Source organism: Microbacterium sp. cf332 (genome assembly GCF_900102175.1).
GTDB lineage: Bacteria > Actinomycetota > Actinomycetes > Actinomycetales > Microbacteriaceae > Microbacterium.
In genome coordinates this window covers 1-12,352 of sequence record NZ_FNKN01000002.1, presented here as the reverse complement: position 1 = coordinate 12,352, position 12,352 = coordinate 1, and the positions used below count along the sequence as shown (strand labels likewise).

The following is a 12,352-nucleotide window of genomic DNA, read 5'->3' as shown; positions in this document are numbered from 1 at the left end:
TCCCTCAGGTTCGCGTAATTTTGCCATACGCGGGGGGTACGGCAGTGTCGTCCGAACGGCGGACATTCACCGGACGGCTTCGCGCGCGAGGTCGACTGCGCCCGCGGGCCACCAGACTCCGGCGTCCGGACCGCCGTTGCACGGCCCGTCGCTCTCGCCGGGCGGCTTGATCCACAGGTTGGTGTCGACGACGTCGTCGCCGTACGTGCCGCTCGGGTCCCCGACGGTCCGCCCCGGCGGGTTGCACCAGTCGCCGTCTCCCGGAGCGCCGGAGCCGTTGCGCGACGTGTCGACGAGCGCGTGGAGACCACCGAGGCGTTCGGACAGCGCGTGCGCGTAGGCGAACTCGTCGTACGTGTCGTTGAAGTTCGAGACGTTGGTGACGAAGCCCCGCACGCCCGACCCGGCGACCCGCTCGATGAGGCCGGCCATCGTCTCGACGCCGAGCCAGTTCGAGTGGCCGCCGTCGACGTAGATCCAGGTGTCCGCCCCGGTGAGGCGGCCGAGCGCTCCGCGGAGCTGCTCGACGCGCTCGTCGACGTTGCCGCACTCGGGTGCCAGCGCGAGGCTGTCGGGCTCGACGACGACGATCTTCTTGACGTCGCGTACCGAGCGCAGCGCCGTGCCGATCTGGGTCGTCCAGGTCTCGTAGTCGGCTTCGTCGAGGCCGCCCGCCGAGTGGTTGCCGCAGTCACGGCCGGGCAGGCCGTACACGACGACGGCCATCGCGGTGTCGCTCTCGCGCGCCTCGTGGGCGATGTTCAGCACCCGCGGCCCGACCTCGCCGATGGGGTCCTGCTCGGGCGTCAGCCAGTACGCGGTCGGCTGGGCCGCCAGGTACTCGGCGGCCGCCACTTCGTCGGCCGAGCCGCCGGCAGCGGCTGCTCGCGCCGCTTTCGACTCCTCCGGGGCGACGAACGCCGTGCCGACGCCGGGAGGGCGGGCGGTGAGCGTCTGGACGCCGTTCCACGCGAACGACACCGCCAAAGCGATGCCGGTGATCACCAGGGCGATGGCGGCGACGACCAGGACGATGACGGCCCAGCGCGGCAGGCGGCGTCGACGGCGACGGGGAGCGGCCTGCGGCGGCCGGTCCGGCTCGGCCGGCGGCTCGTAGTGCCCGCTGACGACATAGCGACGCGACGCATCGGAGCCCGGTCGCTGTGCCACGCCTCGACTCTATCGGTGGGCGCGCCCGCCGGGCCGAGGATCGCGTCGCCGGGCGGCTAGCCTGGGACGATCGGGGGCTTCGAACCGGGGAAGAAGGAGCGGTACTGATGAGCGACGTGATTCTGGGAGTGACCGACGCCGCGGGCGCGGGTGCCCGTGTCTGGGCGGTGCGCCGGGCGGAGGCGCTCGGCCTGCCGCTGCGCGAGCTGCTCATCGCGCCGACGCGCGACGACGCCGATACGGCCGCTGCGGCGACCACGGACGCCGAGATCCTCGTGCTCCCGGCCGAGCACGGTCATTCGTATCACGCCCTCATCGCACATGCGCACAGCCCCGTCGCCGTCGTGCCCGACCCCCGAGGCGAGACCGGCGCCGACGACGCGCCACGCTCGGGCGTGCTCGTCGGCGTGGACCCGTCGGACGTCTCCGCGCGCGCCCTCGCCTTCGCCGCGATCGAGGCCGAACGTGCGGGTGAACCCCTGATCGCCCTCGCCGCCTGGGAGCCCGTCTCGGTCGGCACCGAGCCGGGTCTCGACCTGTGGACGGGGCCCATGCCGGTCGACCTGACCGAGGCCACAGCGGGGATGCTCGAGCGCATGCTGGAACCCGTGCGCTCGCGGCATCCGCAGCTCGAGGTGCGCACGCGCATCGACGTCGGCGACGCCTCCGCCCTCATCGAGGAGGGGTCGCGCAGCGCCGTGCTCACCGTCGTCGGATCGCACGGGCGCACCGGACTGTCGCGGCTGCTGCTCGGTTCGGTCAGCGAGCACGTGGCGGCGCACGTCGGGTCGCCGACGGTCATCGTGCGGTGACCGCGACGCGGCGCACCATCTCGTCAGCCGCGATCGCTCGGCTGCTGCTGGCCGCGTACATCGTCGTCCTGGCGTTCATCGCCTTCTGGCCGACGCCCGTCGACCGCGATGCGGGTCCGCTGCTGCGCTCCATCACCGCCGCGGTGCCGTGGCTCACGTACGGGCGCATCGAGTTCGCCGCGAACATCGTCCTCTTCGTGCCGTTCGGGTGGTGCGCCGCAATCGGATGGCGCCGCTGGCATGCCGTCGTGATCCCGGCCGCCCTCGCGATCTCGGTCGTCATCGAGCTCGCTCAGGGCGCGCTGCTCGTCGAGCGGACGTCGAGCGTGCTGGACGTCGTGGCGAACACCGCCGGCGCGACCGTCGGGTGGCTCATCGCCCGCCCCTGGCGTCGTGTCGCCCCGCGGCGACGCGACTGGCAGATCGTGTCGGTGCGTCAGCCGGCGTCCGGCGACTGAGGGTCGACGGCGCGTCGGCGTCGCAGCTCGGCCTCGAGCTCGGCGATCTCGATCTCGCGTTCGAGGTCGGCGAGCTGCTGCGCCGTCGTGCGGTAGTCGCGGGGTGCCGGCCGTCCGGCCGGCGAGGCGGGCCCCGCGTCGTCCCGCGACCAGCGGCGCGGGTCGCCGAAGCTCATCGACTCCTTCGGGGAGGCGTCCCACTCGCGCCCGAGCGTGAACCACAGGACCGAGCCGATGAACGGCAGGAAGACGATGAAGAGAACCCAGGCGAACTTCGGCAGGTGCTTCACCTGGTCGTCGCGACGGGTGATCGCGTCGACGAGGGCCGCGACCATCAGCACGAGGACGAGGAGCGGCAGCAGCACATACATCCCGCCAGGGTGGCGCAGACCCCGTGCGCGATGCAAGGGGAGAGGGAGGGCCGGCGCGTCAGAACGCGTAGCGGATGCGGCACGACGGCAGCTCGCGTTCGATGAGCGCGCACAGCGCCGCGACCGCCTCGCCCTTGAGCGGCGATCGGTAGCGGACGTTGATCGCGCCGTTCTGCGAACGCTTGGTCTCCTGCATCCGCGGGGTCCACAGCAGGTCCTCGCCGCGCGGGTGCCAGCCGAGATTGACCTCGTGCAGGCCCTCGTTGTGCGTGAGGAGGATGATCTCGCATGCCAGCTGTGCCTTCGCCCGCTCGGAGAGCACATCGTCGAGCTCGCGCAGCAGCGCGGTCCAGTCGGCGACCCACGTCGGCGTCAGGATCACCGGCGAGAAGTTCAGGTGCACCTCGTAGCCGGCCTCGACGAAGTCGTTGACGGCGGCGATCCGCTCGGAGATCGGCGAGGTGCGGATGTCGGTGACCTTCGCGGTCTCGTGCGGCATGAGTGAGAAGCGGATGCGCGTGCGTCCCAGCGGATCCCAGTCGAGGAGGTCGCGGTTGACGTACTTGGTGGCGAAGGACGCTTTCGCGGTCGGCGACATCCGGAACAGCTCGCTGAGGTCGCGGACGTTCTCGCTGATCATCGCGTCGACCGAGCAGTCGCTGTTCTCGCCGATGTCGTAGACCCACGCCTCGGGGTCGCATTGATTCGGCTCGCTCTTCGGTCCCTGCCTCGAGATGTGGCGGGCGAGGTGGCGTGAGATCTCGTCGATGTTCGCGAACACCGTGACGGGGTTGCTGTACCCCTTGCGCCGCGGGACGTAGCAGTAGGAGCACGCCATCGCGCAGCCGTTCGCGGTCGAGGGCGCGATGAAATCGGCCGATCGGCCGTTCAGGCGTGTGGCGACCGACTTCTTCACCCCGAGCACGAGGGCCTCGGTCTTGATCCGCACCCAGCGCCGGACGTTCGTCTCGTCGCCGTGGATCTCGGGGACGAGCCAGTGCGAATCGATCGGCACGATTTCCGCGTCGGGCCACCGTGCCGCGATCTCCTGGCCCCGGGGCAGAGCGAGCGCCGCCTCCTCGGCGTAGATGCGGCTGATCTGCAGCAGCGGGGCGCGGTCGCGGGCCATCATCCGATCGTCCCCCTGGGCACCGACATCCGCGTCGCCGGCGACCAGGGGGAGGATGCGGCGGTGATCAGTCCGTCGATTCGAGCTCGACCTCGCCGGCGGCGAGGGCGTCGGCGTACCTGCGCACGTCGGGGCCGGGCTCCCAATCGATGAACTTGTCCTTCATGTGGCTGACGAGCGCGGCGTAGGCCTTGTCGGCGTCCGCGGCGTCGTCGGTGGCGGCGACGGCGGCGACGGCATCCTGCAGGACGCGGTCGGCATCGTCGAGCACCTTCTGGCGGGCTTCGTCGTTCCAGTGGATCTCGCTGATCTTCATATCCGCACGCTAGCCAGCCGAATCGGATCGGGCCACGGGCTTGCGCGATGCGATGCAGCGCCCGATGACGCCGTGCGAGGGGCTGAAGAGGTACACGATGGCGAACACGACGCCCTGCACCAGCACGACGAGTCCGCCCGAGGAAGCGTCCACCCAGTAGCTGAGGTAGATGCCGACGATCGACGACACCGCCGAGAGCGTCGGCGCGATCACGAGCATGCGGCCGAAGCGATCGGTGAGCAGGTGCGCGGTGGCGCCCGGGATGATCAGCATCGCGACCACGAGCACGACGCCGACGACCTGAAGGGCCACGACGGCGGTCAGCGCGAGCACGCCCAGCAGCAGTCCCGAGAGCAGCCGTGGCGAGAGTCCGATCGCGAACGTGTGGATCGGGTCGAACGCGAACAGCGTCAGGTCGCGCCGCTTGACGAACAGCACGGCGAAGGCCACGGCGGCGAGGACGGCGATCTGGACGAGGTCGGCGGTCGAGACGCCGAGGACGTTGCCGAACAGGATGTGGTTGAGGTCGGTCTGGCTCGGTGTGACCGAGATGAGCACGAGGCCGAGCGCGAACAGCGTCGTGAAAACGATGCCGATGGCGGCGTCCTCCTTGACCCGGCTCGTCCCCCGGATGATGCCGATCAGGGCGACCGCGAGGAAGCCGAAGATGAGCGCCCCGATGGCGAAGGGGGCGCCGAGGACGTACGCGAGCACCACCCCGGGCAGCACGGCGTGGCTCACGGCGTCACCCATGAGCGACCAGCCGATCAGCACCAGCCAGCACGACAGGAGCGCGCACACGATCGCGGCGATCGCCGTTGCGGACAGCGCGCGCAGCATGAACTCGTACTGCAGCGGCTCGAGCAGGATGTCGATCGGGTTCACGAGGCCGCCCCCGGATCGAGGCCGAACGCGCGAGCGAGGTTGTCGGGTCGCAACGCCTCGCCGACAGGTCCCTGGAACACGACGCGGCGCAGCAGGAGCACGGCCTCGTCGGCAAGCGAGGGCAGGGCGTGGAGGTCGTGGGTGGACACCAGGACGGTGCGCCCGTCGGCGGCCAGCTCCCGCAGCAGCCGCACGATCGTCGCCTCCGACCTCTTGTCGACCCCCGCGAACGGCTCGTCGAGGAGCAGCACTCCGGCGTCCTGGGCGATGCCGCGCGCGACGAACGCCCGCTTGCGCTGACCGCCCGACAGGCGTCCGATCTGCCGGTCCGCGAGGTCGACGAGCTCGACCCGCTCGAGGGCGGCGTCGACGGCGAGGTGATCCTCGGCGCGCGGGCGGCGGGTGGGACCGAGCCGGCCGTAGCGGCCCATCATGACGACGTCGCGTACCGACACCGGGAAGCTCCAGTCGACGTCCTCGCTCTGCGGCACATAGCCGATGAGGCCGCGGCGGCGCGCGGCGGCCGGCGTCTGGCCCCCGACCGCGACGGTGCCGCTCGCGGGACGCACGATGCCCGTGATCGACTTGAACAGCGTCGACTTGCCCGACCCGTTCATCCCGATGAGCGCGGTAACCCGACCGGGTGCGACCGAGAGGGCGACGTCGTCGAGCGCGACGATGTCGCGGTAGCGCACCGACAGGCCCGTGATCTCGATGCCGGTGGCCTCGGCGGCGCGGCCGGCGCTCACGACGCGCGACCCGTCAGCGCCGCCGTGATGGTGCGGGTGTCGTGGTGCAGCAGGTCGAGGTAGGTCGGCACGGGACCGTCGGCCTCCGACAGCGAGTCGACGTAGAGCGTTCCGCCGAAGACCGCGCCGGTCGCCTCGACCACCTGCTGCATCGGACGGTCGGACACCGTCGACTCGCAGAACACCGCGGGCACCGCGTTCTCGTCGACGAACTCGATGGTCTGCCGGATCTGCTGAGGCGTCGCCTGCTGCTCGGCGTTCACCGGCCAGATGTAGGCCTCCGTCAGCCCGGCGTCGCGCGCCAGATACGAGAACGCACCCTCGCACGTCACCAGGGCGCGCTGCGCGACCGGAACCTCGGCGAGATCGGCGACGAGCTCGTCGTGGATCCGCTGCAACTCGGCGGCGTAGGCGGCGCCGTTCCTCGCGTACTCGTCGGCTCCGTTCGGGTCGAGCTCCGAGAAGGCCGCGACGATGTTGTCGACGTAGATCTGGACGTTGAGCGGACTCATCCAGGCATGCGGGTTGGGCTTGCCGGCATAGGCGTCGCCGGTGATGTCGATCGTCTCGACACCGTCGGAGACGACGGCGTGCGGGGCGTCGGCGGTGTCGACGAAGCGCTGGAACCACGATTCCAGACCGAGGCCGTTGTCGAGGACGAGGTCGGCGTCGGACGCGGCCGCGATGTCGCGGGGCGTCGGCTCGTAGCCGTGGATCTCGGCACCGACCTTCGTGATCGAGCGCACGTCGAGGCGGTCGCCGGCGACGTTCTGCGCGATGTCGGCGAGGACGGTGAAGGTCGTCAGCACCACCGGTCGGCCGTCGCCGGCTCCGTTCGCCGAGCCCGAGCCGGTCTCGGCGCAGCCGCTCAGCGCCGAGACCGCGACCGCCACGGCGACGAGCGCGGGCGCGAGACGGCGGCGCAGATTTTTCGGCATACCGAAAAATTACCCTGCACGGTGCCGTCAGGGCAATCCGAGTGCGTCGGCCCAGGGCTGCACCGTCGAGCGCTGCCGCTCGCCGGTGTCGGCCGCCCGCTGCATGAGCAGCGCGAGGTAGTGGTCCTGGCTCGCCTCGGCGAGCGAGTAGACCGCGGGTCCGCCCGCGATCGCCGCGGGCATGCCGTCCAGCATCCGCGCGATCGCGATCTCGTCGTCGTTCAGGCGGGCGGGCGAGAACGGGTTGCGGAACACCCACTCGTCGCCCAGCAGGATGCCGCGCAGGAACATGCCCTCCAGGTTGCCGCCCTCGCCCGTCATGACGCGACGGAGCGTGTCGAAGACCGGCTCGTCGTAGCTGCGCAGATAGCGCACCTCGCCGTTCTCGATCTCGCCCCGCTCGCCCCGGACGAGCAGCCGGTTGCCGCGGATCCACGAGAAGTACTGCTCGCCGGCGAAGTCGTACACGCCCAACCGGTCGCCGAACTCGAACCGGGCGGTGGTCTGCGTCGCCGTGACGATGCGCTCCTCGACGGGATCGCCGTCGCGCCCCGGACCGGCCACGAGCGGCGACCGGAAGACGGATGCGGTGATCTCCGCCTCCTCGGAGCCCACGCCCAGCGCGCGGCGCATGACGCTGATCCCGTGGTAATCGTGGCACTGCGCGACGAGCGCCTGCGTGGGTCGGCCCAGGCGTCCGGAGCGGGCGACGGCGAGCTGCGCCGAGAGCAGGGGTGAGAGGTGGTACTGCTCGGCGACCTGTACCGTCGGCGTCCCGGCGCCACCCACCCGATCCCACAGCCGATGGAGGTCGTCGAGCCCGCCCGCGGGTGGGGTCTCGGTGAGGACGGGGATGCCCCGCTCGACCAGTTCGACGATGACCGACGGGGCGACGTCGCGCGGCACCGAGACCACGACGAAGTCGGGGGTGCCGGCTGCGAGCAGGTCGTCGAGGTCGCGGTGGCCGCGGACGCCCCATCGCCGCTCGACGGCCGCGGCGGTGTCGGAGCTCCGGGTGACGAGGCCGGACACCCGGAAACGCTCGGGCAGTGCGGCGGCGATGCGCAGGAAGAACTCGCTGCGCCAACCGCTGCCGACGATCGCGAAGGTGATGCTCATCGGCTCAGTCTGCCCGCCGTCGGGTGTGAGACGGTAGGGGAATGGTGGACGGAGACGGGGTTTCGGACGAGCTCGAGCCGGCGGACATCGACGTCGACACGGTCGAGTTCGACGGTGTGCGCACCCGCGTGACGCGGGTGCAGACCGAGCGGTCGGCCGAGTCCGGGCGCGTGTTCGTGCTGATCGCGGGCATCGGCGTCGCGGCCACCTACTTCGACCTGCTCGCTCCCACGCTGGCGCAGGACGCGCGCGTGTACGCGCTCGATCTGCCGGGCTTCGCCGGACAGCGCGCACCCCGCGACGAGCCGTCGGTCGCGTTCTTCGCCGACCAGGTCGAGGCCGTGCTCGACCGGTTCGGACTCGACGACCCGGTGCTGCTGGGGCATTCGTTCGGAACGCAGATCGTGACCGAGGTGCTCGTGCGGCGGCCCGGCATCCGTCGAGCGGTGCTCATCGGCCCGGTGGTCAACGATCGTGAGCGGTCGACCGTGCTGCAGGCCATCCGCTTCGCGCAGTCGTCGTTCTTCGAGCCGTTCCGGCTGGTGCTGCTCGCCGTCAGTGCCTACCTGCTCTGCGGGTTCGCGTACTTCATCCGGGTGCTCCCGCACATGATGCGGTATCCGCTGACCGATCGGCTCGCCGAGGTATCGGCCCAGGTGCTGCTCATCCGCGGCGCCCGCGACTTCTCGTCGCCGCGATACTTCCATTCGGCTCTCGTCGCCGTCGCGCGCGATGCCTGGCGGTGGGAGGTGCACGGCGCGGCCCACTCCGTCATCAACGGCAACGCGATCGGCGTCGCGAAGCTCATGAGGGCGTTCACCGCGGGCGACCTCGCCCGGCGCGGCCAGATGTCGCGGGAGGAGTCGCGCGTCCCGCAGCCCGCCTACGGCGGCATCCCGCTGATCCTGCGGGCGATGCGCTACCGCGCTCAGGAGTGGTTCAGCGCGAAGCAGGGCGACGAGGTCGGGGTCGCGCACGCGAAGGAGTCGCACGCCGCCGTGATGTGGCGCGCGTTCACCGGCGGACGCGCCTGACGGGACGTCACGGGTGTCGCGGGGCGCCGCGGACGTCACTCCCAGGCGGCGGTGTCGGGGTCGATGCCGCGACCGCGGGCACTCTCGTCGATGCAGCGCCGCAGCCACGTCGTGAGGCCGGGCCGGATGCCCTCGTAGTGCGCGGTGAAGCCCGCGTCGGCCTCGTACATGCGGCCCAGGCAGACCTGCATCGACGGGCTCACGGTGAAGAAGGCGCCGAGCGCGGCGCGATGCCGTTCGGCCAGGACGTCGGCCTCGGGACTGCCTGCTTCGACGCCGGCCGCCGCGGCGGCGGCGAGATCGTGCTCGAGCGTCGACATCGCCGCGGTGATCGCGCGCCACTCGTCGGGGGTCCGCGTCGCCGCACGCTCGGCGTACTGGTGCCACTGCTCACTGTCGCCGTAGCGCCGCTGCGCCAGCGCGGGCCAGTCCGGATCCCAGTCGGGCCCGAAGATCGACAGCTGCTCCTCGGCGGTCAGGAGGATGCCGCGCTCGTGGGCCTCGATCATGCGGTCGAGGCCCGTGCGCAGCCCCTCCAGCTGTCGGAGCGACCGCGCCACCTCGTCGCGCTGCGCGCGCAACGCGGCGGTCGTGTCCGCGCCGGGCTCGTCGAGCACGGCGCGGATCTGGTCGAGCCCCAGGCCGACCTCGCGGTAGACGATGATCCGTTGCAATCGCTCGATGTCGCTCGCGGTGTACATCCGATATCCGGCAGTGCTGCGCTGCGAGGGACGCGCCAGGCCGATCTCGTCCCAGTGGTGCAGGGTCCGGACCGTGACGTTCAGCTCGGCGGCGGTCCGACCGACACCGAGCCCGTCGTGATCGGTCATCGCGGTGCCTTCCGGGTGCTGGAGTCGACGCGGTGCCCGTCCGGCGCCGGTGCGATTCCGATGTCGGCCAGCGAACGGGCGGCTGCGCTGTCGGGCTCGTAGGGCTTCGCCGCCGTCACGACGATACGCGCGTTCTCGGGGGTGACGACCTCGACGTCGCGCGTGTTCCACGCCGTGTCGCGAGCCGGCGACACGCTCCCCGTGCCGCGTGCCCGGCATGCCTCGGCGATCGCGTCGAGCTCAGGGAGCACGCAGGCGAAGGTGTAGGTCATCGCGGGCGCGTCAGCCCTGGCGCGCTCCGCCTCCCGCTCGGCGGCGACGAGCAGGACGTCCTGGAAAGCCCACCGGCGCAGGTGGACGAGCGTGCCCGGAATCGTGAAGAGCTCGAAGAAGCCGAGGCCGGCCGTCCAGAACTCCGTCGACGCGGCGAGGTCGGCGGTGGGCACGGTGACGAAGGCGGGCATGCCGTAGATGCCGCGGTAGGGCTGCGGGGCGACCGCATCCGGTCCGGGCGCGGGAACGGGGCTGATCTCGAAGGCGTCGTAGTAGTCGGTCATACGACGACTCTCGGGCCTCACGCTGCGTGAGGGTCAAGCGGGATGTCAGCGGTAGGCGCCGCGGGGGAGGAGCATGGCGGCCGCGATCGCGAGGACGACCATCGCGACGCCCCCGACGACGACGCCGAGCATGGGGTTCAGGGTCACGAGCCCGATCACGAACCCGAGGGCGATGCCGACGAGGGCGCCGGTGGCGGTGTGGGCGAGAGCTTCGACGTCCATGGCTTCGACGCTACGGACGGTCGCTGCCTCGCGCGTCCCCCGAACGGCTGATATCCGATCGTCCCGCAGGACGATCCTCGCGGCTGTCGCGCAGCTCGAGCCGGCCGAGCATCCCGGGGAGACCGCGACCGTCCGGCGTCGCGAGTGCGACGACGAGGGCGGCCAGGGCGAATGCGGCGGTGAGCAGGCCCCAGCCGTCGGGGAGCTGGTCGAGCAGCGCGTATCCGCCGATCCCGCCGATGAGCCGGGCGAGGCGCGACACGGCGGCGGGGGCGGGGGCGACGCCGCGGTAGCGCAGGCGCACTGCGACGTCGCCGATCGAGCGGCCCGATACGACGACGCATCCGACCACGACGGCGAGTGCTGCGATCGACCCGGCCTGCCCCGCGATGTCACCGGCGAGGGCGACGTCGCGGTTGCCCGTGACCGCGAAGGCCAGCTGCACGACGACGCTGACGACGATCCCGACGACCGTGTACGCGAGCAGGTCGCACGCCATCGCGAGGATGCGACGGCCCCGGGTGACGGGCCGTGGGGCGTCGGGCTCGTCACGCGGAGCGCGTCGGGGGACGGCGAATGCCAGGATCGAGCCGAGCACGGCGCCGGCGGTGTTGGTGAGGAGGTCGTCGACGTCGAAGACGCGGTAGGCGCAGGGGTAGATGCCCCAGACGCCCGTGAGCTGCGTGAACTCGATGACGAGCGAGATGCCGAGGCCCGCGGCGAAGGCGACGAGGATGCCGCGCCTTCCGAGCACGCGCAGGAAGAACCCCAGTGGCAGGAGGAGCAGGACGTTCAGGGCCAGCTGCAGCACGGCGACGTCCGCCAGGAACGCGCGCGGGCTGCCGTCTGCGCGGCGGGCGGCGCCTCGGAGGTCGTCGATCAGCTGCAGAGGGTTGAGATTCACCCCCGCGCAGCGCATGCCCGCGGGCTCGGGCAGGGGCAACAGGGTGTAAGTCCAGATGGCGCAGAAGTACACGAGCGCTGCTGCCCAGAGCGCGAACTGGCCGGCGGTGAGGTGCCCGGCGCGGCGGTACTGGACCGCGACGAAGGGCACGAACAGGACGATGCCCACGATCACGCCGAGGCCGATCGCGATCACGCCGAGTCGAACGCTGTCACCCACTCGACCCATCCTGACAGAGCGCTCGCCGAGACTTCCCGCGGAGCCTGGAGCCTGTTACCGGTAACATGGCGTCCGTCCCGATCGGTCGGCGGTCCGGGTATCCGAGGCGAGGGAGCATCCGATGGAGCACGAAGAAGTGGCGCGGGTTCGGGCCGAGGTGGCGTCGTTGCACGGTGAGCTGGTGCGGTACGGGCTGGTGGTGTGGACCGGGGGCAACGTGTCGGGGCGGGTTCGTCTGGGTGGGGATCCCCGCGCTGATCTGTTCGTGATCAAGCCGTCGGGGGTGTCGTATGAGGAGTTGGCTCCGGAGAACATGATCGTGTGCGATCTGGATGGCACTGTGGTGCCGGGGACGCCGGGTAGTGATCGGTCGCCGTCGAGTGATACCGCGGCTCATGCGTATGTGTATCGGAACATGCCCGAGGTGGGTGGTGTGGTGCACACGCATTCGCCGTATGCGGTGGCGTGGGCGGCGCGGGGTGAGGAGATCCCGTGTGTGGTCACGGCGATGGCGGATGAGTTCGGGGGTCCGGTTCCGGTGGGGCCGTTCGCGATCATCGGTGATGATTCGATCGGTCGGGGGATCGTGGACACGCTTCGGGGGCATCGTTCTCGTGCGGTGTTGATGCAGAATCATGG

General features: G+C 71.1%; 16 protein-coding genes. 4 read left to right on the top strand and 12 right to left on the bottom strand.

Annotation, left to right across the window (positions count from 1 at the left end; translation table 11 throughout):
* Positions 1–66: 66 nt before the first annotated feature.
* Positions 67–1,170 (bottom strand): glycoside hydrolase family 6 protein, encoded by a 1,104-nt coding sequence (locus BLT21_RS07050; protein ID WP_256335976.1) that lies wholly within the window; start codon positions 1,168–1,170, stop codon positions 67–69.
* A 107-nt stretch (positions 1,171–1,277) separates the two neighbouring features.
* Here BLT21_RS07050 and BLT21_RS07045 point away from each other — a divergent pair, with 107 nt between their 5' ends.
* Complete coding sequence (locus BLT21_RS07045) at positions 1,278–1,982, top strand: universal stress protein (RefSeq protein ID WP_091500756.1); 705 nt, start codon at positions 1,278–1,280, stop codon at positions 1,980–1,982.
* Positions 1,979–2,440, top strand: coding sequence for a VanZ family protein (locus BLT21_RS15620; protein WP_176786836.1), 462 nt, complete (start codon positions 1,979–1,981; stop codon positions 2,438–2,440). The genes BLT21_RS07045 and BLT21_RS15620 overlap by 4 nt, the downstream gene beginning before the upstream one ends.
* Here BLT21_RS15620 and BLT21_RS07035 read toward each other — a convergent pair.
* From BLT21_RS07035 to BLT21_RS07005, 7 genes are all read right to left on the bottom strand, one after another.
* Positions 2,419–2,811 carry a PLD nuclease N-terminal domain-containing protein gene (locus tag BLT21_RS07035; protein ID WP_091500754.1) on the bottom strand — a complete coding sequence of 131 codons (393 nt, stop codon included), beginning with the start codon at positions 2,809–2,811 and terminating at the stop codon, positions 2,419–2,421. The genes BLT21_RS15620 and BLT21_RS07035 overlap by 22 nt on opposite strands.
* Positions 2,812–2,869: 58 nt before the next feature.
* A complete protein-coding gene (locus BLT21_RS07030) occupies positions 2,870–3,940 on the bottom strand; it encodes a spore photoproduct lyase family protein (protein WP_091502125.1) in 1,071 nt (356 codons plus the stop codon).
* Between the two features lie 67 nt (positions 3,941–4,007).
* The gene (locus BLT21_RS07025) at positions 4,008–4,256 is read right to left on the bottom strand and encodes a hypothetical protein (RefSeq protein ID WP_091500753.1); all 249 of its coding nucleotides are present in this window, start codon (positions 4,254–4,256) and stop codon (positions 4,008–4,010) included.
* Positions 4,257–4,265: 9 nt separating this feature from the next.
* Positions 4,266–5,141: a metal ABC transporter permease gene (locus BLT21_RS07020; RefSeq protein ID WP_091500752.1), complete on the bottom strand. Its 876-nt coding sequence runs from the start codon at positions 5,139–5,141 to the stop codon at positions 4,266–4,268.
* Positions 5,138–5,890 (bottom strand): metal ABC transporter ATP-binding protein, encoded by a 753-nt coding sequence (locus tag BLT21_RS07015; RefSeq protein WP_305367300.1) that lies wholly within the window; start codon positions 5,888–5,890, stop codon positions 5,138–5,140. Before BLT21_RS07015 ends, BLT21_RS07020 begins: the two co-directional genes overlap by 4 nt.
* Positions 5,887–6,828, bottom strand: coding sequence for a metal ABC transporter substrate-binding protein (locus BLT21_RS07010; RefSeq protein ID WP_091500751.1), 942 nt, complete (start codon positions 6,826–6,828; stop codon positions 5,887–5,889). The genes BLT21_RS07015 and BLT21_RS07010 overlap by 4 nt, the downstream gene beginning before the upstream one ends.
* A 27-nt stretch (positions 6,829–6,855) precedes the next feature.
* Entirely contained in the window at positions 6,856–7,947 is a 1,092-nt protein-coding gene (locus BLT21_RS07005) for a Gfo/Idh/MocA family protein (protein WP_091500750.1), read from the bottom strand.
* 41 nt (positions 7,948–7,988) lie between these two features.
* Between BLT21_RS07005 and BLT21_RS07000 the strand changes: the two genes are divergently transcribed.
* Complete coding sequence (locus BLT21_RS07000; RefSeq protein ID WP_091500749.1) at positions 7,989–8,981, top strand: alpha/beta fold hydrolase; 993 nt, start codon at positions 7,989–7,991, stop codon at positions 8,979–8,981.
* Between the two features lie 35 nt (positions 8,982–9,016).
* On the opposite strand, the gene BLT21_RS06995 is transcribed toward BLT21_RS07000, so the two are convergent.
* The 4 genes from BLT21_RS06995 to BLT21_RS06985 are packed head-to-tail and all read right to left on the bottom strand — an operon-like array spanning position 9,017 to position 11,713.
* The gene (locus BLT21_RS06995; protein WP_091500748.1) at positions 9,017–9,811 is read right to left on the bottom strand and encodes a MerR family transcriptional regulator; all 795 of its coding nucleotides are present in this window, start codon (positions 9,809–9,811) and stop codon (positions 9,017–9,019) included.
* The gene (locus tag BLT21_RS06990; RefSeq protein ID WP_091500747.1) at positions 9,808–10,368 is read right to left on the bottom strand and encodes a VOC family protein; all 561 of its coding nucleotides are present in this window, start codon (positions 10,366–10,368) and stop codon (positions 9,808–9,810) included. The genes BLT21_RS06995 and BLT21_RS06990 overlap by 4 nt, the downstream gene beginning before the upstream one ends.
* Before the next feature lie 45 nt (positions 10,369–10,413).
* On the bottom strand, positions 10,414–10,590 hold the full coding sequence (locus tag BLT21_RS15615; RefSeq protein WP_176786835.1) for a hypothetical protein: 177 nt from the start codon (positions 10,588–10,590) through the stop codon (positions 10,414–10,416).
* A gap of 10 nt (positions 10,591–10,600) precedes the next feature.
* Positions 10,601–11,713 (bottom strand): VanZ family protein, encoded by a 1,113-nt coding sequence (locus tag BLT21_RS06985; protein WP_256335975.1) that lies wholly within the window; start codon positions 11,711–11,713, stop codon positions 10,601–10,603.
* Between the two features lie 121 nt (positions 11,714–11,834).
* Here BLT21_RS06985 and BLT21_RS06980 point away from each other — a divergent pair.
* Positions 11,835–12,352, top strand: a 518-nt coding sequence (locus BLT21_RS06980; RefSeq protein WP_091500745.1) for an L-ribulose-5-phosphate 4-epimerase, incomplete at its 3' end; no start/stop codon positions are given.